The organism is Aquiflexum sp., from assembly GCF_041749095.1.
In the GTDB taxonomy this organism is placed as follows: Bacteria; Bacteroidota; Bacteroidia; order Cytophagales; family Cyclobacteriaceae; genus Aquiflexum.
The window spans coordinates 1-25,204 of sequence record NZ_JBGTCA010000017.1 but is presented as its reverse complement, the minus strand read 5'-3'; the positions used below and the strand labels follow the sequence as shown (position 1 = coordinate 25,204).

The 25,204-nt window shown below is 40.4% G+C and carries 20 protein-coding genes; 10 read left to right on the top strand and 10 right to left on the bottom strand.

All coding sequences use genetic code 11. The features are described 5' to 3' along the window. Nucleotide 1: 1 nt before the first annotated feature. Complete coding sequence (locus ACEW8O_RS01070; protein WP_373492770.1) at nt 2-133, top strand: DUF559 domain-containing protein; 132 nt, start codon at nt 2-4, stop codon at nt 131-133. Nucleotides 134-230: 97 nt separating this feature from the next. Here the strand turns inward: ACEW8O_RS01070 and ACEW8O_RS01065 are convergent, their stop codons facing one another. The 6 genes from ACEW8O_RS01065 to ACEW8O_RS01040 all read right to left on the bottom strand — a co-directional run bounded on the left by ACEW8O_RS01065 (nt 231) and on the right by ACEW8O_RS01040 (nt 9,610). Further along, nucleotides 231-1,499: a carboxypeptidase-like regulatory domain-containing protein gene (locus ACEW8O_RS01065; RefSeq protein ID WP_373492769.1), complete on the bottom strand. Its 1,269-nt coding sequence runs from the start codon at nt 1,497-1,499 to the stop codon at nt 231-233. Between the two features lie 10 nt (nt 1,500-1,509). Continuing rightward, nucleotides 1,510-4,002 carry a TonB-dependent receptor gene (locus ACEW8O_RS01060; protein WP_373492768.1) on the bottom strand — a complete coding sequence of 831 codons (2,493 nt, stop codon included), beginning with the start codon at nt 4,000-4,002 and terminating at the stop codon, nt 1,510-1,512. An 89-nt stretch (nt 4,003-4,091) separates the two neighbouring features. After that, the gene (locus ACEW8O_RS01055) at nt 4,092-4,556 is read right to left on the bottom strand and encodes a carboxypeptidase-like regulatory domain-containing protein (RefSeq protein WP_373492767.1); all 465 of its coding nucleotides are present in this window, start codon (nt 4,554-4,556) and stop codon (nt 4,092-4,094) included. A gap of 127 nt (nt 4,557-4,683) precedes the next feature. Next, a complete protein-coding gene (locus tag ACEW8O_RS01050) occupies nt 4,684-5,823 on the bottom strand; it encodes a BamA/TamA family outer membrane protein (protein ID WP_373492766.1) in 1,140 nt (379 codons plus the stop codon). Between the two features lie 29 nt (nt 5,824-5,852). Further along, nucleotides 5,853-6,395, bottom strand: coding sequence for a GNAT family N-acetyltransferase (locus tag ACEW8O_RS01045; protein WP_373492765.1), 543 nt, complete (start codon nt 6,393-6,395; stop codon nt 5,853-5,855). 410 nt (nt 6,396-6,805) lie between these two features. Beyond that, on the bottom strand, nt 6,806-9,610 hold the full coding sequence (locus ACEW8O_RS01040) for a YCF48-related protein (protein ID WP_373492764.1): 2,805 nt from the start codon (nt 9,608-9,610) through the stop codon (nt 6,806-6,808). Between the two features lie 180 nt (nt 9,611-9,790). Between ACEW8O_RS01040 and ACEW8O_RS01035 the strand changes: the two genes are divergently transcribed. Together ACEW8O_RS01035 and ACEW8O_RS01030 are read left to right on the top strand one after the other, a co-directional pair. After that, the gene (locus ACEW8O_RS01035; protein WP_373492763.1) at nt 9,791-10,444 is read left to right on the top strand and encodes a DUF3365 domain-containing protein; all 654 of its coding nucleotides are present in this window, start codon (nt 9,791-9,793) and stop codon (nt 10,442-10,444) included. 21 nt (nt 10,445-10,465) lie between these two features. Next, nucleotides 10,466-10,825, top strand: coding sequence for a hypothetical protein (locus ACEW8O_RS01030; RefSeq protein WP_373492762.1), 360 nt, complete (start codon nt 10,466-10,468; stop codon nt 10,823-10,825). Between the two features lie 434 nt (nt 10,826-11,259). Here the strand turns inward: ACEW8O_RS01030 and prfA are convergent, their stop codons facing one another. Further along, nucleotides 11,260-12,339: a peptide chain release factor 1 gene (gene prfA, locus ACEW8O_RS01025; protein WP_373492761.1), complete on the bottom strand. Its 1,080-nt coding sequence runs from the start codon at nt 12,337-12,339 to the stop codon at nt 11,260-11,262. 115 nt (nt 12,340-12,454) lie between these two features. Here prfA and ACEW8O_RS01020 point away from each other — a divergent pair, with 115 nt between their 5' ends. From ACEW8O_RS01020 to ACEW8O_RS01000, 5 genes are all read left to right on the top strand, one after another. Continuing rightward, a complete protein-coding gene (locus ACEW8O_RS01020; RefSeq protein ID WP_373492760.1) occupies nt 12,455-13,648 on the top strand; it encodes an RsmB/NOP family class I SAM-dependent RNA methyltransferase in 1,194 nt (397 codons plus the stop codon). 261 nt (nt 13,649-13,909) lie between these two features. Then, complete coding sequence (locus tag ACEW8O_RS01015; RefSeq protein WP_373492759.1) at nt 13,910-14,359, top strand: ABA4-like family protein; 450 nt, start codon at nt 13,910-13,912, stop codon at nt 14,357-14,359. A 180-nt stretch (nt 14,360-14,539) separates the two neighbouring features. After that, nucleotides 14,540-16,018, top strand: coding sequence for an IMP dehydrogenase (guaB, locus tag ACEW8O_RS01010; RefSeq protein ID WP_373492758.1), 1,479 nt, complete (start codon nt 14,540-14,542; stop codon nt 16,016-16,018). Nucleotides 16,019-16,157: 139 nt separating this feature from the next. Then, nucleotides 16,158-17,192, top strand: coding sequence for a WD40/YVTN/BNR-like repeat-containing protein (locus ACEW8O_RS01005; RefSeq protein ID WP_373492757.1), 1,035 nt, complete (start codon nt 16,158-16,160; stop codon nt 17,190-17,192). Nucleotides 17,193-17,371: 179 nt separating this feature from the next. Further along, on the top strand, nt 17,372-18,109 hold the full coding sequence (locus ACEW8O_RS01000; protein ID WP_373492756.1) for a HisA/HisF-related TIM barrel protein: 738 nt from the start codon (nt 17,372-17,374) through the stop codon (nt 18,107-18,109). Between the two features lie 39 nt (nt 18,110-18,148). On the opposite strand, the gene ACEW8O_RS00995 is transcribed toward ACEW8O_RS01000, so the two are convergent. Continuing rightward, nucleotides 18,149-19,390: a serine hydrolase gene (locus ACEW8O_RS00995; protein ID WP_373492755.1), complete on the bottom strand. Its 1,242-nt coding sequence runs from the start codon at nt 19,388-19,390 to the stop codon at nt 18,149-18,151. A gap of 165 nt (nt 19,391-19,555) precedes the next feature. Next, nucleotides 19,556-20,611, bottom strand: a complete 1,056-nt coding sequence (locus ACEW8O_RS00990) for a pyridoxal phosphate-dependent aminotransferase family protein (protein ID WP_373492754.1) — start codon at nt 20,609-20,611, stop codon at nt 19,556-19,558. Between the two features lie 306 nt (nt 20,612-20,917). Between ACEW8O_RS00990 and ACEW8O_RS00985 the strand changes: the two genes are divergently transcribed. Together ACEW8O_RS00985 and ACEW8O_RS00980 are read left to right on the top strand one after the other, a co-directional pair. Continuing rightward, on the top strand, nt 20,918-21,589 hold the full coding sequence (locus ACEW8O_RS00985; RefSeq protein WP_373492753.1) for a hypothetical protein: 672 nt from the start codon (nt 20,918-20,920) through the stop codon (nt 21,587-21,589). A gap of 8 nt (nt 21,590-21,597) precedes the next feature. Beyond that, nucleotides 21,598-23,292 carry a capsule assembly Wzi family protein gene (locus tag ACEW8O_RS00980; protein WP_373492752.1) on the top strand — a complete coding sequence of 565 codons (1,695 nt, stop codon included), beginning with the start codon at nt 21,598-21,600 and terminating at the stop codon, nt 23,290-23,292. Nucleotides 23,293-23,687: 395 nt separating this feature from the next. On the opposite strand, the gene ACEW8O_RS00975 is transcribed toward ACEW8O_RS00980, so the two are convergent. Continuing rightward, on the bottom strand, nt 23,688-25,010 hold the full coding sequence (locus tag ACEW8O_RS00975) for a serine hydrolase domain-containing protein (RefSeq protein ID WP_373492751.1): 1,323 nt from the start codon (nt 25,008-25,010) through the stop codon (nt 23,688-23,690). Between the last annotated feature and the right edge of the window lie 194 nt (nt 25,011-25,204).

The following is a 25,204-nucleotide window of genomic DNA, read 5'->3' as shown; positions in this document are numbered from 1 at the left end:
TATGCAAAGAGACAGGGAGGTCAACCACTACTACCAATCCAAAGGCTGGACGGTGCTTAGGTTTTGGGATTTTGAGGTGAAGCAGGAGTTGGGGAGGTGTGTGAAGCGGGTGGTGGATGTATTGAGTGGATGAGTTTTGGGGTAGACTATTTCTTTTCAATACAAAGCTGTCCTTCTAATTGAGATTTAAAAATAGTAAAGAATCATTTCACATTTTTCCAAAATCCTGATCAATCACCACGCCCATAATCAAAAGGCAACAAATCCCCTACCTTTTCCCAGGCCATATATCCCTCAAAAAACAGGTCATAGGGATGGAAATAACTGCCGTTTTCAAAAATCTGCACAGCCTTTGCCCTCATGTCCATCAAACTTAACTGAGGTAATTTTGAAGAATACTCCCTGTCGGTCTCATCATTAATTCCCAATGAGCGAATGGTTTTATTGACATTTCTAAGGCTGTACTGCAAAAATGCAGGATCATCTGTTTGATTAGTATAAACGATATAGACAGGCGTAGTATAGGTAATGAATTTTTTCCCATCTTCCGTAGATCCGATCAGGATAGCAGGGTCAATTGGAGTTCCAATTGGAGAATCAATTGAATCAGGAAGATTTTCATCTTTGATCAGACTTTCAATAAATGATCTTCTCCTGCTATCTTTTGTATCGTCTAGCTGATCCCTAAATTTTTCTACTTCCTCTTTACTTGGTTTATTGGGATTGGGGACTTTTTCTGAAGTATATATATCATATCCCTCCTCCTTTTTATTTCCCTGGTACAGGGTTCTGATGAAATGCATCACACTTCCAAGATAAGCAGCCTTCCTGTTTGCTTCGACCTTTCGTTGCCTCCTTTTTGGCAATTGGTCTTCAATGAAAAATGGATAGCCTGAATAAGAAACCTGATTAATTTGCCTGTTCAGTTCGAATCCTGTCAGGACATATTTGATGGTATATCCAAGATTTGGATTTTCTATTTCCAATATTTCCCTGGCTCTGGCTTGTAGTGCATTAGGGTTGGTTTCTGCATCCAAAATCAACACTTCGGAATTTTTGATTCTGCATTTGGAAGCATTGACACTGTTACCTAAAAAATACTCTTTAAAAATCTCCAGATTATCGTACCAAGCCTTGTCCCGTTTTGCAGTGACTTCTCTTTCATTGAGATCTATTGGTGAAGGCATTATCCTGAATTCATAAGAATCATGTAAGGCCAAGGTAGAAATGGAATGGCTGAACGGTTCAAAGCCCATAAAGCTGATCACCAACTCATGATTGCCTGCAGGTATGGGTATTTCAAATTCCCCATTTGAATCGGTAACATCTCCAAAGCTAGAATTACTGATAAATACCGTGGCAAATGGCAGGGGTTCCAAAGTCTCCACATCCAAAACCTTGCCTTTGACTACAAACTGGGCATTGACATTCAGGGACGCAAAGAATGAAAGGATAGAAAGAAAATAGACCGGTTTAATAGAGAGGATTCTAAAATACATCTACTGGCGTTTAATTGACTTTAAATTGGTAAGTGGCTCTGATGGGTTCTCCTGTTTTTGAAAGCCCTTCCAAGTTTACCCGAACTTCCGGGCTTCCTTCCGAAAGCGGAAATTCTATGGATGCCTTACCTCTTTCGTTGGTATAAATGTTTGGTTCCCAAAAAATGGTTGACCGGTAATCTAGGGCTATTGGCGCATTGAAATCGGGTATTGCAGAAGGCGTGTAAAATTCTCTTACGGGGACATAGCCTTTAGATTCCAATGAGGCATTCCCCAAAGTAGGATCATCACTGAAATCCCTGTTTGGATTTCCTGATTTGGTCAATACATTGACTACTCCCCCAGCTCCGTCGGCGCCATATACAGCAGCCCTATTAAGGCTTCTAAGAATATCAATCCGCTCAATTTCTGGTACCGGTAATGTGGCTATGAGGCCTATTTGAGTAGGATTTCCATCTAAGAAGAATGTCGCACCTACCAATCCGCTTCCTGAAATTGCTCCTCCCCGGATAAGGACTGACGGTGGTGGGTTGATGCTGAACACATCTCCCGCTACATTTACCCCTGGAAATCGACCTCTTAGCAATTGAAATATGTTCTGGAAACTATAATATTCCTCTGTAACCACAAGGCTTAACTCGGGATTATTGCTGTACTGCAACGCCCTATTGTCCGGTATAAGCGAACTTCTTCTGCCCCTGACCGTGACCTCACCCAATTCAATTTCCCTACTCAGGACAAATTGCTCCATGAGATTTTTGGCTTCTTTAACTGTTACCATGTAGTCATCAAAGTCCAGAAATCTGTCTTCATTTGGAAAACTGATGTACTTGCTTCTTTCGGTTTTTGGTTTTTCAGGAATCCAAAATTCCACCTCATTTCTCTTTACCTCTTTAGGAGGGGAGGATTTTCTTTCCCTAGGTATAAATGCCTGAAGATATATGGAAACAGAATCCTGATAATCCAGTCCTACAAAAGAGAAGTTGCCTACCTCATCTGTCAAGCCTTCATGGACAAATGGAGTTCCAAAGTTGTGGTCAATCATCAAAGTGAGATTGTGGGGCTCTTGAATAGGTTTGTCATTTGCCCTAAAAACCTTCCCACTGATAGACAGACCCGGTTCAAAAAAGTAAGTAGGCTCTTCATTCAATTTGGCCAGATGTTCCCATGAAAACCTTCTCCATCCTTGGGTAAGCAGCAGGTTGTCAAGATACTTTTCTGCGTTTTTGTTTTCAGGATTGAAGTAATAAAATGGGTCTTCAATTTCCCCTTTGACTTCTGAACTCAGTTGTAGGTAAGAATAGATATTTTGACTGTTTTCCAAATGCATCACCTGATAGGCGTCAGTGACCGAAATGGAAAAATTACCCTCAACCGGACCTTCAAACTCGTCCAAGACTTCTATGTCCATCCTGACCAATTCTTTTGGCTTATAGGAATTTTTTTCAGTACTGAAATTGGCAGATCCTCTGGCAAAGGGCAACATATATACCAATCGTTCTGCCAAAAGGGTGGTTTCTTCATCCATCAAAGTAAAAGTGACCAAACCGGGCATAAAATCATCTTTGTCCAAGACTACACTGTTCCGGCCCTGAGAACCATCAAATTCTCCTTGAAATACTACCTTGCCTTTTGATAGACCTAATAAATGTAGTTTTTTACCTTTTCCACCTTCCCCAAGGTTATGGTTTATTTTAATTTCCATCTCATTTTCCGAAATAAATGGGTTTATTTCAAGAACGTAACCCAAGGATTGTACATTGGAAAACCTAAACCTCTTCCAATCCTTGTCCGCTGACTTGGCTACCACCTCATAGCTTTGGTTGTTTTGGGGTGTAAACTCAAATTGACCCATACCCATATATTCTGATTCAAATCGCATAAGGGTATCTTTTTTGTCATCCAAAACATATCCTATGACATCCGTGCCTTTGCCATACACATTGGTGGCTTTGAAACCGACTTTGCTTTTAAGTCCGTTTACCAGATTACCCCCTTCAGGAAAAAATTGCAGGTTCAGTTCCGGATCTCTGCTTCGGAATTCCCATCCATCACCCAAGTCCCCAACCCAAATGTCCTTTTGAAAAAAAACATCTGTACTAAAATTACGCATCCATTGGGTGTAAGCCCTGATGGTATAAGCCCCGGGAACCAAGTCCCTGAGCAAAACAAAGTCACCTTGGCCGGTTCCATCTTCCATCTTGATGATGATCTGATTGACCAATCTGTCCAACTTCCCATCGATGAAATCGACATACAATGGCATAGAAGGCGTAGCTTCCGGCAATTCCTTGTTAGATTCAATCAGGCCATAAGCTTTGATCCAAATTGTATCATTTAAGAAATAATGAGGTTTGTCGGTGTGGAGGTATATCTTTTCCCAAGGGTATTTTTCTGAGTATTGATTGACCAGATTAATGATGGGAAATTGATCCTGGGCAAAAACTGAGGATTGAATTAAAAAACAAAGAAGAATAAGTAATGGTTGTGGCAGAAAATTCATGCAAGGGCTTTTTAGTTTGTCAATATAATGCAAAACGGGTAAGTCCACTTGGGGGTTATGTTGGTTCAATCTTCTATAAGTTTACAAGTTTATTGAATAAGATATTTTGAACCTATTTTCTCCATCCCATAATCCAAAGGCATCAGGTCACCGACTTTTTCCCAGGCCATGTAGCCTTCGATATAAATGTCAAATGGATGGAAATAACTTCCGTTTTCAAAAATCTGAGTCTCTTCCAGGTCAAAGATTTCAGGAAAGATTTTGAAAGTATAATTCTTAGCTAAAGTGCGAGTGTTAAAACTGTACCTAAAAGTTTGATATCCTACAAAACTGATGATCAGTTCATGGTAACCTGCGGGTATTTGGATAGTGAAATTTCCCTCGCGGTCTGTAATATCCCCAAAAGTAGTGTTGTTGATAAATACTGTTGCAAATTCCAATGGTATGTTGGTTTCACTATCCAGAATATTTCCTTTAATCTCAAATTGTGAGAAAGCATATTGAGGAAAAGCCAAAATAAAAATTAAGAAGAAAAAAGTGATAAAGTTTTTCATATTCACCAATATTGAAATCTTAAAATCAATTAATCGATAGTTTTCGGAAGCACCAAATCTTCCGACGGTTTTTAAATAAGTTGTGAAAAAAAAGCTCTACCATGAATTCATCTTCAAAGTGTATCAGCTATATCACCTCATTCAACCCAAAATAAAATGCCTTTTGATCTCCAAAAGCAAAATCAAGCCGGATATTCAACCCTTCCTGATTGATTTTATATCTGAATCCAAATCCTGCCCCATATTTGAAGCGGTTCCAAGTGAAATCAGATGCTTGGGATGCTACCTGTCCTGTATGGCCAAACAGCACCATGCCTAAATTTCTATATAAAGGGAGTCTGTATTCTGCCTGATGTACCATGGCGTGATCATCCCTGAACCGGCCTTCAAAATATCCCCGCATCCTATCACTCCCTCCGATCAGCGATACATGTTGAAATGGAGGATTTCCTGTCGTGAAACTCCACCAACTCTGTAAAGCCAAAACCTGCCTGCCGTTGATTTTGAGATATTTTCTGAAGTCCAGCGTATATTGGTTGAAACCAAAATTGCTGCCAAGGAAAGATGAATATCCCATCCATTCCAATCTATTAAACCAACCTTTGGTAGGTTGAAAAATATTGTCCCGGGTATCAAGGTTCATTACCATACCCAAGCCGGATATCCGCTGTCCATCATAGCCCGGCACTTGTGATATTTCCAATATGCCCCCTGGAATCCTTCTGAAAATATCATCTATCCTAAACTCATATCTCGGCCCAATGTAAAGTCCCTGTGAAATTTTCCTTAGGTAGTTGAAGTGAATGTAAGCAAATCTAGTGGTGTAAGGTTCCCCTTCCAATATGTCCGGTTTATTTCCTATCCCATAGTACTTGAATGGGAAATTTGACAATTCCAGTCTTGAATTGAAATACTCTTTGTTATCATTGGCCCAAAGGTCAAGTTCTGTGGTGAAAATGGTCTGATTGTTCAGGGTATATAAAAAGGTAATCGGAAAAGAGGATGGGCGAAGTGTCGATGGCTCATTTTCTTTGTATTTAAAAATCCGGATAGCCCTTAAGCCCAATCCTAAACTTGTTTCGGGAGAATATACAACAGCAGGGATAAATACCCAATTTTCTCCGGAAATCCTATCAATGATCAAATCCCCAAAATCAAATAATTTTTCGATAGGTGCGGAATTTCTCAGCGTATCTTTGGCACTTTGGGCGATGACCTTTTGGTTAGCAAAGAATAATAAGAATAATAGCAGAGGAGCCAATTTCATCAAATGCAATAAATGTTTAATTTGAAATATCAGTCAAAAAATTTTTCTACCTCTTCTCTAATAATGACATATTGGAATAGGTCGCCTATCTGACCTTCTTTGATGTAAGCATGTTTCAGAATAGCTTCCGGTTCATATCCGGAATTTTCCAACACCTTCATACAAGGTACATTGAAGTCATAAACCTGGGCATAGATTCTTTTTACTTCTGGAAATTTGGCGAGGGCATATTCTGTAAAAAGCTGTACTGCTTCCGAAGCTATTCCTTTTCCCCAAAATGGTTCTGCCACCCAGAAACCTATTTCCATATTGGTTCTCAATTCATCTTTACCAAGTTCACAACCTACCGAACCGGCAAGTTTTCCATCGTACTCAATGGCGAAATTCTGTGGTGGATTGAATTTTTGGTTGTGTTCTATCCAATGACGGGCATCATGGATGGTATATGGAGAAGGAAAGCTGTCTCTGAGATTTTTGGAGATTTTGGGATTATTGGCAATAGGGTAAAGGTTGTGGAAGTGCCCCTCATGCCAAGTAACCAAACAAATATTCTCTTTTCCCTGTAATTTCATGAACAAACAATTATTTAAACATCAAGATAAGGCAGTTTTGTGAGTTTCTTTAAAAAGATTACGGGTTTATTTTGGAAAAAACCTATTCTCAATTTTAAGATAACTTTTATTATTGTTGCAATTGAAGCTTTGCCTAAAAAGTTCATAATTTGAATTCAACAAAATTATTGCCGGTCAGTGTTAAGTTTACAGTAGGCAGTTTTCAGTGATCAGTAGGCAGTGTTCAGTTTACAGTGATCAGTAGGCAGTTTACAGTATACAGTGATCAGTAGGCAGTAACCAGTGTTCAGTTACCTTTCAGTTTTCCGTATTCAGTTAAGTATTTTTCAGAATCCTCTGTCCACTGCCCACTGCGATTGCCCACTGCGACTGCAAACTGGACACAGCCAACTGCGACTGCCTACTGAACACTATCTAACGACTAACTTTCTATTATACTCTTTCTCCCTGCTTCTGATAGAGACAATATACATTCCTTTTGGAAGTCCCTTGATTTCTACTATTTCTTGTCCACCGTGAAAAATAATTTTTCGGACTTCATTTCCGAAAATATCAGTTACGGTGATTGAATTCACATGGTTTATACCTTTGAAGGAAACCCATACATCTCCTTGGGATGGATTAGGATAGACTGAGATTTTTCCAACTGATATTTCTGGGTTGATACTTGTAATCAGGTTTACATTTACCTCCAAGGTTCTTGGGCTTCCTGTATTACAGCCGTTCATTGGTGTTACCGTCAACGTATAGTTTCCTTCTTTTTCCCATAGGACCTTTACTTTATTGGTTCCCTGTCCACTGATAACTTTTCCGGCATTGCTGCTGATGCTCCATTGGAAATTGACATTGGACACATTAATGACTTCATACTCTTCTTCTGTTAAGCCCACCATTTCAGGACCGTTAATTTCAGAAGGTTGTTCTGGTGGAGTCACTACCTGAATACTTTTGCTGTATGTTGATCCTACTCCACATGGATTGTTTGGCGTGATTCTGAGTTGTCTTTGGCCCAGGCCAGTCCATAAAACAGTTACTTGTGCCGTGCCTTGTCCGGCAGTGATTTCACCCCCATCCAATTCCCATATAAATATTGTTCCAGGGATATCAGTTACCTGATAATCCATTAATTCATTTTGACATACGACACCTTCTCCCTCAATTTCAATTATTGCTTGAGGTTGTGTGGAAACCAATACTTCGAGTCCTTTGGTCTTTCCGTTTCCACAATTGTTTTTGCCCCTCACCAAAACTGCATTTCTGCCGGGAACGTCCCACCGAACTACTATCCTGTTGCTTCCCTGACCTTCAAGAATTGTTCCCCCATCCACTCTCCACTCAAATTCCACATCAGGTCCTTCATTATTCTGTACGGTATAAATTTGCTGTGATATACACACATTGTCCTCCCCAAAGATCACCGTTGCTTCTTCCGGAACCTGACAGCTGTAATTGAACAAGGTGCCTTTTTCTCCAACAGCAAAACCGCTGCTGAGATCTCCAAAACTGATTCCGGTAAAATCCTGAAATGTTGCCGTTGGCATACTTGTCCAGGTTTCGCCACCATCCCTGGTAGACATCATCCAGCCCATTTCTCCTGCGACAAATCCCACCGATTCATCTAGAAATTCCAATGCATTCAATTTTCTTGTGATTCCAGCATTGATTTTTATCCAGGTTTTTCCTTGGTCTGAAGTTTTCAGAATTGTTCCGGCATTTCCAATGACAATAGCAGTCTGTTCATCCAATTTTTTAATGCCATTGAGATCATCGTTGGACTGGGAGGTAACAATCTGCCATGTCTCCCCATCTTCAGTTCGGGCAATAAATCCGTTTTTTCCAATGACAATCCCTGTGGTGGCATTAAAAAACTCCAGATCGACCAATGTATTGACTGTATTACTGATAGATATCTTAGACCATATAACTCCCGAATCAGAAGTTTTGGCCATAAATCCATCGGCACCGACAATGTAACCATTGGCATTGTTGAAAAAATAAAGTCCATTGATCGCACCTTCCGTACCAGGGGTGAGAGAAGTCCAGTTGGCACCCGAATTGGTGGTTCGTAGGAGTACTCCGTTATCCCCTCCTATATACCCAAAGGCATTGGTGGTAAAGGCCAAGTCGTTAAATGTAATCGAAAGCGGCCTAGATCGATCAGTCAATGTACTTCCTCCGTTGTTGGTGGACAAAACCAATCCCTCCTCTCCAATGATATAACCGAGCGCAGCAGTTCTGAACTGAGTATTTGAATAATCTTTGTCCCTTCCGGAAAGTCTCAAAGCCCAGCTAGAACCTGAATTGTTGGATGTGATCACGAAACCATTCTCACCTACCGCAAAAACGACATTGGAAGATCTTCTAAAACTGACGGAATTGTAATTCTGCGTATTGTTGATATTGATGCCATCGATGGTGGTACCGGCATTGGCTGTTCTCAATATAGTTGCATTTTCTCCAAGAAAAACGCCTAGATTAGGATTTGACTTATTGAATGAAACTGTGTTTAGATTTCTTTCAGTGCCACTGTTCAACAGCGTCCAATTAAGGCCTGCATCTGTGGTCTTGATGAGGGTACCCTGTTGTCCGACGGCATATCCTATCATGCCTGAAGTAAAATAAATATCTGCCAGACTTTTGGTCTGCCCTGTGTTTTGAATGTTCCAATTATTTCCACCATTAAAAGTCCTGATGACCTGTCCTTGGGAGGTGGCAATATATCCGGTATCTTGATTGACGAAAAATAGGCTGTTTAGATTTGAAGTAGTACCCACTGTTTGCCTTGCCCAACTTTGACCGCCATTGGTAGAGCGAAAAACCTCACCGTTATCCCCCACGGCATACACCCTGTTTTCATTCAAAAATTTGACACTTTTTAGGGTCCTTTGGGTACCGGCATTGGATAATTGCCAAGTCTGTCCACCATTGGTGGTCCGATAGACATCCCCTCCCTCTCCTACCATGAGTCCGAGATTTTCATTGAAAAAACCAACAGCCCACATCCTATTTTTGGATGGGGCTTCCTGTTCCACCCAACTGAGCCCACCATCGATGGTTTTCAGTATGACCTGATTTCCTGCTATAAAACCTGTTTCATCACTGACCCAGGTTATCCCGGTGAGTTGATTGCCCCATCCGCCCACCCTCCTCCAAGTTTGGGAATAGACAAGGCTGTGGAATAAAATAAAAATCAAAATGGGTGCTAAGCGCTTCATGTTCTAAATTCATGCTTCTATTGATACAAAAATAGGATTAAATCCCATAAATGAAATAATATCCAAGCCCTTACCGGACTTTAAAACTATATCATTAGGAAAAATGAAGCACAAACAGCAATAATGTCTTTAGAAACTCGTGATTTAACTCTACTTTTGTAGTAGCGAAAGCAAAAAAAAATGAAAAATTTATTTAAATTATTTTTATCAACATTGCTTTTAATCTCCTGTAACTCAAATGAAAGGGTGAGCAGGGATGTTTTTGAAGAAGTAAATAAAAGCATGGAGGTGAAGAAACTCAACGAGGCGGACATCATTCAGGCAGCCATGGTATGGGGAGAAGAAATCAGTAATGAGGCCCAAAAGCAATTGATAACTGCCTTACAGGAAGCAATAGCGGACGAAGGTGTACCTGCGGCCATCAGATACTGTAATGTCAATGCATTGCCCATTCTTCAGGAAGTATCTGAAAAATACAATGTAGAAATCAAAAGGGTGTCCAACGATTATAGAAACCCAGCAGACAAGCCTTTGGAATATGAAGAGGGGATTTTGGATACGTATGTTTACAATGGTGAAAACGACATTGCGAATGAACCCAGTATTCAGAAGATCGAAGGTGGGGAAGTTCTGTTGTTCACCAAAGCTATTATGATTCCCAATGCGCTTTGCCTCAACTGCCATGGACAAGAGGGTAAAGAAATCAGTCCCGAAACCCAAAATGTCCTTGATGAACTTTATCCTGAAGATAAGGCCAAAGGGCATAAAATCGGAGATTTAAGGGGAATGTGGAGTATTCGCCTTCCCAAAAAAGAAGTTGTTAAAAACATGTAATTGCACCAACCCAAACCTATTATGAATTTTGAACGATCATTGTTAAAGTCCTATGGACTTATTTTAGTTTTCTTGTTGATTTCAATTTCATCCGGATTTAGCCTGACATTGCCGGTCCAAGAAAAGGCATTGCCGGATATTTGTATTTTAAAGAGCTTGGAACAATTGAATAATTCAGGCAACTTAAAAGATGCTAATGAAAAGGGTAAATCTGAATTCAAAAAGAGTAGGCAAAAAAATAAAAATGCCCAAGAATTCATACATGATGATTTTTCAACTTTCTCAGAACAAGAAGATGATGAAGAATCCTCAGTGAAGTCATACATTCAACTGAAAGGCCTTTTGGAAGAAGTGGATATGATGGTAGGTGGATGGATTTAAGATTAACTTTTGAAAATTTTGAATCACAAAAGAAACAAAAGAGGACAAAAGACTATATCACTAAAAGTTGATATTCAGTAACTTTTGTTTTCTTTTGTCACTTTTGTGGTTCCATCATTTTTACTTCTGGAGATCCCTCGTGCCTACCAATGACAGATTATTGATAAGTGCAATTATTTACTGGTTGTACATTAATTTCGCTAAAATTAATCATATATAAGCCAAACCAATGTCATTATATTTTCTGAACATTTCCAAAATGTTAAATACTCGGGATGACGAGAAACCTAATGTCATTCCTTTTCTGAATGTTTTTTATAAAATATTGGGGACTCGGAATGACGTCTACCAGGCGGGCAACTTGATGTCAATCTCGCGTCTCGTTTCTCGGCTCTCGCGTCTCGCTTCTTCATCCATCATCCTTCATCCTTCCCTTAAACCTCCTCCATCCCCGTATTTTTCATTTTTTCCAGATTTTCGGCAAATCTAAGGGCTGATATGAAATCCTCAATATTGCCATCCATAATGTCAGGGAGATTGTAAACTGTTTTGTTGATCCGATGGTCTGTTACACGGCTTTGGGAATAATTATATGTTCTGATTTTGTCGGAACGGTCACCACTTGCCACCATAGACCTTCTTTGGGCACCTACGGCTTCGTTGTGTTTGTCCAGTTCGATTTCATAAAGTCTTGACCGAAGTACTTTTAAAGCCTTTTCAAAGTTTTTGATCTGGGACTTTTCATCCTGACAGGTTACCACAAGTCCTGTTGGAGTATGGGTCAAACGCACAGCCGAATAGGTTGTATTTACGGATTGACCACCTGGACCGGAAGAGCAATAGGTGTCCTTTCGGATTTCATTCATATTGATATTTACCTCCACCTCATCCATTTCGGGAAGAACAGCCACAGTGGCTGCGGAAGTATGCACCCTTCCTTGGGTCTCGGTGGCAGGTACTCTTTGTACCCTGTGTACACCTGATTCAAACTTCATCATCCCGTACACATCTGCACCGGTTATGGTACTGATAATCTCTTTGTAGCCTCCTGACGAACCAAAAGTCAAATCAAGAACTGTGAGTTTCCATCCCTGTTTTTCGCAGAAGCGTTCATACATTCTGAAAAGATCACCGGCAAATATTGCGGCCTCATCTCCACCTGTACCGCCACGGATTTCAAGAATACAATCTTTCGAGTCATTTGGATCTTTGGGGATCAATTGCTGTTTTAGCTCCTCTTCAAGTTCCACCTGCCTATCTTTCAGTTCCTCCAACTCAATTTTGGCCATTTCCCTAAAATCGGGATCCTTTTCCTTGTCCAGGATTTCTTTGGTACTGCTGATATTGTCCAGCACATTTTTGTAGTCGTCATAAAGGATTACTACTTTTTCAAGATCCCTATATTCCTTGTTCAACTTGGTGTATTTGGACATGTCTGACATGGCATCGGGCTGTATGATAAGCTGGCCAACATCGATGAATCTATCTTTCAGCGCCTGTAATTTGTCAAGCATAAATCTTTTTCTATTGAAAGGGCAAAATTAACAAAAATATCCAATGTAGGGATTTTGGTTTTCACCATTTCGCTCTTGGGAATCTTCCTATCTTTGCACTCTCAAACAAAAAGACATGAAGCTTTTCACAAATACAGTCTATGCAGTCGTTCAGGCCATAGATGAAATTTTCAATGATAACCGCTATGCGGACAAAGTGATCGAAAAAACCCTTAAATCAAATCCAAAATGGGGTGCAAGGGACAGGGGTTTTATTGCAGAATCTGTCTATGATATGGTGCGCTGGTGGAGGTTGATTAATTTTTTGAGCCCTTCCAAAGACACTTATCAGTTATTTGGCACCTATTGGTTATTGCAGGGAAGAACTTTGCCTGACTGGAAAGAATTCAAAGGCCTGGATTCTGATGCCCTCCATAGAAAATATGAAAGACTGAATAATAGGGCAGTAATCCAATCAATTCCGGACTGGTTGGATGAAATGGGCGCAGAACAATTGGGAGATAAATGGGAGGAAGAAATCAATACCCTCAATCAGCAGGCAGAAGTAGTATTGAGAGTCAATACCCTTAAAATCACCCGAGAGCAGTTGATGAACCGATTGGCAGATGAAGAAATAGAGTCCTATGCACCCAAAGGTTACAAAGATGCATTGGTCTTGGCCAAAAGGCAAAATGTTTTCAAGAATGCGGCTTTCAAAGAGGGATTGTTTGAAGTTCAGGATGCTTCTTCACAGCTTGTTGCAGCGGCATTGGATGTGGAACCTGGCATGCGGGTAATTGATGCCTGCGCAGGGGCTGGTGGTAAATCTCTTCATTTGGCCGCATTGATGCAGAACAAGGGAAGGATATTGTCAATGGATACAGAGGGCTGGAAGCTTCAAAACACAAAAATAAGAGCAAGAAGAAATGGTATCAGTATCATCGAACCAAGGGTGATCGAAGGGAATAAAACCATCAAAAGACTGAGTGAATCTGCTGATCGTGTGCTTTTAGATGTCCCCTGTTCCGGATTGGGGGTCTTGAAAAGAAACCCGGATACCAAATGGAAACTCAGCCCTGAATCAATTGAAAAGGTACAGACCATCCAACAGGAAATTATACAAAACTATTCTTCCATGGTCAAAAAGGGAGGGATCATGGTCTATGCTACCTGTAGTATTTTACCCTCCGAAAACCAACATCAGGTGGAAAAATTCCTGGCATCCGAAAAGGGAAAAGAGTTTGAGCTTTTGGAGGACCAAAAAGTTTTGGCGCAGGAAAGTGGGTATGATGGGTTTTATATTGCTAAGTTGAAAAGGAGGGAGGCTTAGGGTTACAAGATTTTTTGATTCTTTGGTTTCTTATATTTTATGACCAATGACCGATGACGGATGTTGATGGGTTTGATGTTGGAAGTGGGCTGCATTAATCTGAGTAGCATTCTTTTCTTCTGAAATTTTCAATTTTTAAATCCTCAAGCTATCTGTAGTAATGTGGCTTTACCTTTTACTCAAATTAAATTTTTTTCATCGAATTGAAAGACTGCTTGGGAATTTTTGTAGTTTTAATCAAACACTAAAATCAACTAACACATGTCCACACTAGAAGCTGTATTCGGAATGGCAAGCATGCTGGCCTTTTTTTCATGGATTGCACTGTTTATATTTTATCCGCGAAAATGGATTTACCGGACCCTTTTTTCAGGGGTCTTTATACTTATGGCATTTACCTATTTGTTTTATATCGTATTGGGATTGAGTGGAGGTGGAGAAGGTGGATTTAGCAGTTTGGCAGAAGTCAGGTTATTATTTGAATCTGATGAGGCATTGTTGGCAGGATGGATCCATTACTTGGTATTTGACCTTTTTGTGGGTATGTGGATTACCAAAGATGCCTGGGAAAAAGACATCAATCGATGGATCATTTTACCCTGTCTCATTTTGACCTTTATGCTTGGCCCAGTTGGTCTTTTGACCTATTTTATTATGAGGGGAATTAAGCTTGGAAAACTTAATCAAAGTCCCTTTCATCCATTAACCTAACCTACTTTTTAGTTCTGTTATCAACATTAGATTTTTCAAATGACAAAGAATCCAAAGAAAATTCCATTTCAGATATGGAATTTGTTCAATACTTGAATATTATTTGAAATCGGTTTGATTGGCAATAGAAATTGTTTGTATCTTTGACGGGCAAATAGGGTTACCTAACCAATATTTGCTATGAATCGAAATAACGATAAATTTCTCTTTGAAGCACTCACCTACGATGATGTGCTTCTTGTCCCGGGATACTCAGAAGTCCTACCGCGAGACACCAACACTTCCACTCAACTTACCAAAAACATCAGACTGAATATTCCTTTAGTTTCTGCTGCTATGGATACTGTCACAGAAGCTGAATTGGCCATTTCCATTGCTTTGGAAGGTGGGCTTGGCTTTATTCATAAAAACATGTCCATTGAAAAGCAGGCCGCCCAGGTCAGGAAAGTAAAGCGCTCTCAGGCCGGGATGATTTTAGATCCTATTACCTTAAATATCAGTGCAAAAGTAAGAGATGCCGAAACCATCATGCGTGAATTTCATATCGGTGGCATTCCTGTGGTAGATGAAAAAAGAACGTTAAAGGGTATCATCACCAATAGAGATTTACGCTTTATCAAAGACCCCCATGTGAGAATCATGGACATCATGACCAAAGAAAACATGATCACTGCCAAAGCAGGGATTTCATTAGAGCAGGCAGAGGAAATTCTCCAGGAATATAAAATCGAAAAGCTTCCAATAGTTGATGATGATTATAAACTGACTGGTCTGATTACCTACAAGGATATTTTGAAAAGAAGGGATAAGCCCTATGCATGTAAGGATGAATTCGGAAGATTGCGGGTAGGTGCAGCAGTGGGTGTCACTGTAGATATTGTTGAAAGGGTAGAAGCCCTGAAAAATGCCGGAGTTGATGTGGTATCTATTGATACTGCCCATGGGCATTCGAAGGGAGTAATCGAGACCTGCAGAAAAATCAAAGATGCATTTCCAGACCTAGATGTTATTGTTGGTAATATTGCCACTCCCGAGGCTGCTTTGGCATTGGCAGATGCAGGTGCAGACGCTGTAAAAGTTGGAGTTGGTCCGGGAAGTATATGTACTACGCGAGTGATTGCAGGGGTAGGAGTTCCCCAACTTTCGGCAGTTTTTGAGTGTGCCGAAGCCCTTAAAGGCAAAAATGTGCCTGTCATTGCCGATGGAGGAATCCGCTATTCCGGTGATCTGGTCAAGGCCATTGCGGCAGGGGCGGGATCTATTATGATCGGGTCTCTTTTGGCCGGTACAGAGGAAGCACCCGGAGAAATGATCATTTTCGAAGGGCGAAAATTCAAGTCATATAGGGGAATGGGTTCTTTGGAAGCCATGGAATCCGGATCAAAGGACAGGTATTTCCAGGATGCCGAAGAGAATGTCAAAAAGCTCGTTCCCGAAGGGATTGTGGGCAGGGTTGCTTACAAAGGTTTGGTTTCAGAAGTTTTATATCAATTGGTAGGTGGCCTTCAGGCCGGTATGGGATACTGTGGCACCAAAAACATAGAAGATTTGCAAAGAGACGGTAAATTTGTAAAAATTACCGCAGCAGGGGTCAAAGAATCCCACCCTCATGATGTAAGTATCACAAGGGAGGCACCGAATTATTCAGCTAAAATGTAATTTTACAGATCCTCCAAATAGCAGAGTCATTGAATAGAACGCTGATTAGGCTGATTTTGCTGATACACACAGATAAAATAAATCAGTGAAAATCTGCTCTATCAGCGTTATCAGTGTTCTATAAAAACTTACCAGGACTATGGCCAAATACCTGTTTTCCCTTTTCTTAATTTTTGGGCTACTTTCTTGTAGTGAAGAAAAAAAAGCCAAGATTCCCGAAGTTCCATCAGGATGGCAAAAGATGGATACACGGACCGAAGCATCTCTCAGGGGTTTATCGCCTTTGACGGATCAGATTGTTTGGGCAAGTGGGTCGGACGGAACCTGGCTGAGAACACTGAATGGCGGTGAAACATGGGAATCGGGAGTGATAGCAGGAATGGATACGGTGGATTTTAGGGATATCGAGGCAATAGATGCCAATACTGCAATAGTTCTTTCGGCGGGTCAGCCTGCAGTGATCTACAAAACAATGGATGGCGGCAACACCTGGGAGAAAAAATTTCAAGGTACTGATGAGGACTTTTTTGACGGGATGGCTTTCATTCATACTAAAGGCTATGTAGTTGGAGATGTGGTTGATGGAAAGTGGGCATTGATCGAGACGAAGAATGAGGGTGATACCTGGAAAATATTGGAATTGTCGCCAGATGGCCCAAAAGGCGGAGGCTCTTTTGCAGCAAGTGGTTCTGGAATTCTGGTAGATTATGACAATATCTGGTTTGCAAGTGCAGGCAATGCCAGTAAGATTTACCATTCCTCAGACAATGGCTATCATTGGAATACCTTTGATACACCTATTATTCAGGAAAAAGATTCTCAAGGGATTTTTTCATTGGCGAAAATCGGAGGTGGTGTAATGGTGGGCGTAGGAGGTGATTTTTTGAAAATTGATGGAGTAGGCAAAAATTTTGTCATTTCTGTTGATAACGGTAAAACCTGGCGCTTGGGCGAAGGCCAGGCCCCTTCAGGCTTTAGGTCAGGGGTTCAGTATTTCCAAAGATTTCATTGGCTGATATGTGTCGGACCAAATGGATCTGATTTTTCCAAAGATGGTGGAGAGAACTGGGTCCGATTTTCAGATGAGGGATTTCATGCTGTCAAAATGGACAAAACAAGTACATCGATTTGGGCCTCAGGCAGCGACGGTGTGGTGGCAAAGTTGGTATATTAAGATCCCGATTTTAATTTATCTGAGAGGAGCGGTAATTTTACCAAACATTTTGGTAGAGGTTTGTCAAATTCTCTTATCTTGTATTATCTTTAAATCGGATCAGTGATTATATAATTTCAGTACCTGATCTAATCCCGGTATTTAAGAAATCCTTTTTAAACCTATTGAATTATATAACTATGTTTGATATTATCCCATCTATCTGGCTGATCAACGGCAAATGTGTCCGTTTAAAAAGGGGTGATTTTGCAACCCAGGAAGTGATTTCCAATAATCCTTTGGAAATAGCAAAAGCATTTGAGGACCATGGGATCAAGTGGTTGCATTTGGTTGATTTGGATGGGGCCCGTCGGGGGGAACCCAAGAATTATCATATTCTGGAAGCCATTGCCGGATATACAGATCTGATTGTGGATTTCACCGGAGGAATCTCGACTGATGGAGATGTGCTCAAGGCATTTGAATTTGGAGCGAAAACCATCACTGCGGCTTCGGTTGCGGCCTCCTATCCTGAAAGATTTGCCCAATGGCTTGTATCCTATGGTAGGGAAAAAATCATTCTTGCTGCGGATACCAACCCTGCTGATTTAAAAATCAAAACCAGAGGATGGCTTAAAAAGACAGAAATTGATCTTTTTGACCATATTGAATTCTTCTATGAAAGAGGTCTCAAATACCTAAAAGTATCTGATGTGACCCGGGACGGTGTCATGGAAGGGCCAAATTTTGACTTGTACAAAAAGATAGTAGGCAAATTCCCGGGAATACACTTGGCAGCTAGCGGTGGTGTCAGAAGTATCGATGACTTCAAACAACTGAAGGATATGGGTGTCACAGCAGTGGTCTTTGGAAGGGCTTATTATGAAAATCTGGTCAGTCTGGAGGATTTGGATAAGTTTATGGCAGAGAATGTATAAAGCCGGATTCTACCCGGCTTTTTTCATGATATAGGAAATTCAATAATCCATTTTTAATTCTGATAGCACTGGCCTCCTTTCTTTTTCCCTTTTCAACTCCAATTGATAAAGATACTCGCCCAACTCTGCAAAAAATGGAAATGCAAGTTCTTCATATTCGTAGGTGTCATCATTCAGTGTTTCATTGGCATTGGTGTAGATAACTGCTGTCACCAAAAACTCAACGCCATTGTCAAAGTCCACAAAATAAGACCCATCTATCAGATGACCATAGGCGTTTCCGGTTTTATTGAAAATCCTAAATTGTGAGGGAATCGGGTTTTTGTCGGTCCCGAACTTGTAAAACTTGGAATAGCTGTTGTAATATTCAGGAAGGTCATATTTGGGATAATCACTTTCTCCGGGCAGCATGGACATGTATTGAAGTATAAATTTCCTGTCTTCTTCTGAAATGTTGAAGCGCTCGTTTGGAGCAAAGGTCTCCGGAAATACAATCCTTTTGACCACCCCATGAAAATCCGAAATTGCAAATTTATTCTTAAAGGTAAAGTCCATCGGTTCCCCAATCAATTCACCTTTGCTGTAATAGGCATTTCCGATTTTGGGATTGTCAGGGTTGGAGTAGATGTTCTTGGTATTTCTTTCTGGGATTTCATGAATAACCTCACCTTCCTCATCCAGAAATCTGATGGGATTATAATACCTGTTTTCTTCTTCACTCATTGGCATACTCAATCTATGGTTGATCACAGTATGTGTCATACCTTTATCCTGCATTTTGGCATTGATATAGTCCTGACCTAAAAGTTCATAAAGCCGGTTGAATGCATCATTATCACTGACTAGCAGGATTTTTCTGATATAGTGGGCGATACTGGGCATGAGGTTTATGGCGGTGCTGTCATAATATGCCGGCAATTGAGAAGTCCGGACTGAATCAGACAGCATCGTACTATGCGCCGTAAGCCCTTTTAAATTTTGTTCACCAAGCCATTCAAGTGCTAAAATAGCTACCGGCAATTTTACAGTGCTGGCGGGATAGAAATATTTGTCATCATCAAGCCTAAATTCAAAATCCTTGAAAGAAGGCTCATTGTTTTCATCCCTGTTGATCTGAGTGTAAAGCATCTGAACCTGATATACATCAGGATTTTGTAGTACCTTTTTCAGAACAGGATAGGTATCCGGTATTTCTTCAAATGGTTTTTGGTCTTTGGGTTGGCAGGATAAAAGAATAGAGATGCAGATTAATAGGCTGAAGAAATTACTTTTGAGAGGCATAGTATATTTATTTAGAAGGCATTGATATTAATAGATACCTGCCCTCCGGGAGGCGGGTTAAATATTTGTTGATATTATTTGCCAGATCAAAGGATTATTCAAGAAATTAATTCTACCTGCAGAATTGCATGGTTTCAGAACCAATTAAATTAAATTCCAGCATTCTCACAAACCGGATATCACATTATGTAATCGGATCAGATCTTCGGGGTGGTGGGAAGCCGAAACCACAATCCTGTTGGTAAGCCGGTCGGTGGGGTTTGGGTAAGGGAAAGAGGATATCAGTATTCCAGCCTGAAACAACTTTTCAGACCATGTTTGTTCGGAGAATGAAAATACAGGATACCCTTCTGCATAATTGAAATAATTAAAATCAATGGTAAACTCCTTGAATAATCTGATATTTTCTATCAGTTTTTGTTGTTGACCCTGATATAGGTGCCCAGCTTGAAGAAAGGCCTGTAAATATCCCGGTGCAGGAGGAGACGAGGACCTGTAAATGCTTGTTCCCGCTATTTCATCTATCGTTGTTGAATCACCGAGCAATATTCCCGCCGGCAGGGACAAACCCTTGTTCAGCGAACCGGAAACCAAAAGCCGGACCGGCAAATGCTTCCATTGGCTATAGGTTCCATAAATCCCATTTCCTAAAACCCCAAAAGCATGGCTATCATCTATCAATAGGGTATAATCATGTTTGCCAGGAAGGTCTTTTATCCAGTCAAAATGATGTATAACAGGTTTAAGAGGATCAACTGCATTGGCTAAAATCAGTATTCTTGAATTTGGTAGTTTTTCTGCTTTTGACCGGCAGTTTGCAGCCCATTGACCATGATCTGAAAAAGGATCAGGTTTTATTCCTTCCGGCAAAATCGCCGGATGGGTATCAGGGGCCACAAATACATGGTCTGCCTGTTTGGATAACAATTGTACTGCCGCTGTGCCTGCCAGAAAACCACTGCTCCAAACAAGGGATTTTTCTGCTTCGGCTTTTTCGGCAAAAAAAGTTTCAAATTGAGGGTAAATATGCAGCCTGACATTGTTGACCCTGCTGAGACCATGACTGATTCCATATTGAGAAATTCCTTCAATGATCAATTTCTCAAATTCAGGAACATTCCCCATTCCCAAATAAGCCGTCCCACTGAAAAGCAGGTATTCTGTTCCCTGATAGTTGACCGTTCTGTCTATTTTGGATTGTAATTCTAGGGAACCTATCATATTCTGAAAAGATTTTCTTCAAGACTAAAGGGTAAATTGAAATAATTTAAGTGAAAATAAAAAATCAACAGTTTTCCTCTGTCCATTTTACGAATTTCGATTCAAGAAAGACCGACGCTCATCTTCATCAACAAAGTTGTCCAAACTTGTTCATAACTCAAAATTAAAGGAATTCCAACACTCTAAGCTTTCAATGGTCTGTAAACCTCAAAAGAAAATGCCTTTTTCGATTTAATTTTCATTTATTTGTATCCTGATTATCCGTTGTTTGGAGTCATTGCATCATTTAGCTTCCTATTATTGCCCATGTCCTTTCGGTTTAAGTATTTTCACCCTTTCGTACTCCTGTTACTATTTGTATCGCTGACAATCAATTCCTGTCAGGATTCCCTTTGTGAATGTGAAAGCGTTGAGAACTTCTATTCCAATGATTTTTCCAACATGGACCTGCACAACTTTGAAAATGCAAGAGCTTTTGTTTTTCATAATGATACGGTATTGGGCAATTACAACAATGAGGAGGTTTCTGTGACCATTCCCGGTCTGCCTTACCATAACGTGTTGAGGGTGACCATCGAGCTGTATGTCCATGACAGTTGGGACGGCAACTTGGAAGATGGTTTCGGTGGCCCTGATTTTTGGTTTATTAAAGTAGATGGAGAGGAAGTACTGAGAACTACATTTTCAAACAGTCCCTGTGAATCATTATATTGTATCAGACAATCTTACCCACATGATTTCTTCAGGCAGAACTTTCCCAGAGAGGGGTCCATTCAAACCCTTCCCGGTCTTTGTCATTTGGGAGGGCTTCCCAACAACACTACAAAATACAGGGTGACCAGGTTGGTCAGGCATGAAGGACATAGCGCAAAAATCACTTTAGGTGATGAACTGGTACAGACCAACGTTCCTGATACCAAATGTGATGAAAGCTGGTCAGTAGGAAAAATTGCTTTGTCAACCTTAGTGGTACGATGATATTGGGCATGAAGACAAACCGAAACATATATATCTTTCTCTTTCTACTGTTTATCAGTAGTTCAGCATCATTTGGTCAAACTGTACCTGTTGGATCTCCTGTTTTGGATGAATATATGCGCAGGATGCAGTTGCTTGGTGAACTCAGTGACAAGACTTCTTTCAATATCCGGCCTTTGTATCCGGTCCCTGCTTTTGACAAAGAAATAGGGTTTGACCTTGACGGATCTTTCGTTGGTATTGAAAAATCGGAGTTTTATGGGTATTTGGATGAGAAAAAAAAGGTCAAAATTCTAGCACTACCCTTTACCAACAGATTCCAGTATAATTCCCAATATGCCTTTGGGCAGAATAATGGATCCATGATACCAAACAGAGGCATGCAAAATGTAGTCAGTGCCGGAGTATTTGCTCAATATGGAAAATTGAGCTTGCAACTCCAACCGGAGATTATTATTGCTCAAAATAAAGACTTTCAGGGTTTCCCAATTGAACATCAATCCACCATTTTACACTATTATGAATATCTCAACAGGATCGATATGCCGGAAAAGTTTGGTGTAGGGGGTTACCTTAGGATTCTAGGAGGTCAGTCCAGCATTCGCTTCAACCACAACGGAGTTTCATTTGGACTTTCTTCCGAGAATCTTTGGTGGGGACCAGGGAAAAGAAGCTCTCTATTGATGAGTAACAATGCGCCCGGGTTTTTACATTTTACATTGAACACCCAAAAGCCTATGGAAACCAAGATAGGTGATTTTGAATGGCAATTGATTTCCGGGTTTTTGAAAAGCACAGATTATCTTCCTCCACATTCAGATTATTTTTTTCAGAACAATTTTGTCTACTTTCCGAAACGAGAAGACGGAAACAGGTATATCTCCGGTCTGATTTTTTCTTATAAACCAAAGTGGGTGCCCGGACTTTCATTGGGATATGCTTCTGTGAATCACATGTACAGGGCAGACATGGATAGATTTGATGATTACCTTCCGATATTTAATGGTGAAAAGAGGCTCAGCAATGTATTCAATCCCGTCAGGAACAAAAGGCAGCAGTTCAGTTCCGGGTTTTTCAGGTGGATAAGCACTGAAGGGCATTTTGAATTCTACGGTGAATATGGCACCAATGGAAACAGTAGGAGATTAATGGATTTTATGATCACTCCCGAACGAAACAGGGGGTTTACTTTCGGATTTTCCAATCTGATGCCTCTGAAATGGGATAAACAATTCCTTCAATTCAGTGCCGAAATGACACAGACCGGGCAGACCATCAGACAAAGCATCCGGGATTTTGATACTTGGTATATCCACAACCATGTACACCATGGATATACCCATCATGGACAAGTACTCGGTATGGGTTACGGACCGGCAGCCAATGTCAATTGGGCAGAAATAGCCTGGGTAAAAAACTTCAACCGGGTAGCGTTCCACTTTGAACGCATCGTGTACAACAATGATTTTTATTATTTCCGATTTGAGACATCCAAGGACTGGAGGAATAAATATGTGGACTTAGTGCCGTCAGTAATTGCGGACTGGCGGTTTGGCAATTTATTGGTAAATGCGAACCTGCAATTTGTCAATACGCTGAACTATAAGTGGTTTTTGGAAAACCATCCGACCGAGTATTTTGTACCCGGTCTGGATAAAAAGAATTTTGTGGCCAATTTTGGGGTGAGCTATATTTTGAAGTAGGAAGAAGGGGTGTTGGAGGTAGGAAGACAGATGTCGATGACCGATGTTGAAAAATGACGGAAGACAGGAGACAGAAGACGGAAGATGGGAGAAGAGAGATTTCGTCATTTCTAGTCTCCAACCTAGAGCATGTGAGTGAGACTCACTTGGTCAAAGATCCGTCATTCTGAATGAAGCTTTTTGAAAGTATGATATATAAAGGAAGCTTCCAGCGAAATGGTGTATCTCTTGGGGGAAGTTTGAAGGTCATCCGACGAATTATATAGGCGGTAATGAAGTAGAACCTAGAGAATGTGAGTGAGACACTCACATGGGCGAAAAAGGCAGTGTTAGAAAAAGAAGGCCTGAGAGTCTCTATTTTGGAAAGAGTTTTAAACCCTTAGGTCCGACGCTATTTACTCATTATTTCTTTTTAGAATGTATTCACCAGGGCCTTGCTTTAGGGTCATTTCATCATTTTCAGGATTGAATATCAATGTCAGGCCTGCCCTTGAAAAGCTGAATATATGATCTCCTTCGGCTTGTAATGAAAACGATGGTTGTCCTGTAGCCTGTCCGATCAAAGTCTTGTTTTCTTTAGTAATTGTGATTTTTAAGGGAAAATTGGGGCTGCTGTATATTCCCGGATATTGGTCAAGTTCCTCTGATGAAAGAGAAATATTCTTGAATTCAGGTATTTCATAATCTTTACCAAAATAAGCACTTAATGCTGCTATGGCAGCTTGATTGGGGTCAATGACACTTCCATTGACACACATGGCCAAGCTGAATTTTTTATCCGGAAAATAACTCAGCATTGATTTGAATTCATCTATGCCCCCGGTATGACCATAAGAGAACTTGTCATAAAAAGGAATCCGGAACATGCCTCTTCCAAAGTTATCCTTCATTTCCAGCATCAGTTCCAAGCTGCTTGGGGAGATGATTTTGCCCGTGAAGAGTCCTTCGATAAAATTCGTTAGGTCGCCTGTCGTAGAGACAATTGCCCCTGCACCCAAAGGAATGCTCATATCTGTATCTGCCTCCTTTGTCCATTCTCCTGTATATTTGTATGAGAAAGCTTCTTTGTCATCGGAAGAGGTTTTTTTTCCGATATAGGTATTTTCCAACTTAAGTGGCGTAGTAATGTGTTTTGATAACAAATTGGCATAATCATCCCCATAAATATCTTCCAGAATCCAGGTCAGTAATACATAATTTGAATTGCTGTAATCAGCTTTACTGTCCGGGTCAAAATCACTTCCCCCTTCAATGATGATGCTATAGAGGCTCTTTCTTGACTTGGGCGCAGTATGCCAGGTCAAATAATCAGGGTCAGAAGTGAAGCTATGTATCCCACTTCTGTGGTTCATGAGTTGGCTGATACTGATTGTTTCGGAGTTCTCAATTTCGGGGAAATAGGTATCAATCTTCTGATCCAGTTTGATTTTCCCCTCTTCTATTGCCTTAAAAATAAGGGCCGAGGTAAACATTTTTGTGATAGAACCTATTCTAAAGCGGCTGTCAGGACTTAATGGGATTTGTTGGTCGATGTCAGCAAAACCAAAAGCCTTTTGATAAATGATTTTCCCATCATTGGCCAATGTAATGCTTCCCATCAATTTGTCATTGGTTGCCAATGTCTCAAAATATCTATCCAGCTTTTCATGATCAAAAGTTTGCGCAGAACCAGCCACGGTAATGAAACTGACTAAAATTATTGGTAAAATCTTTTTCATTGCTTTTTGAAATTATTTTCAAAATAAATTAACTAGGTTTTAAATTTACAATAGAGATACCAGAAAGATAAATATCCAACAGGCTTCATGGTGAATAATCACAATTTAAGTTATCAATTTATAATTTTCCACGGAGTGGTACTTCAAGAAACTTGAAGTACCACTCCGTGGAAAATTAATCCAGTCTGTTTCTT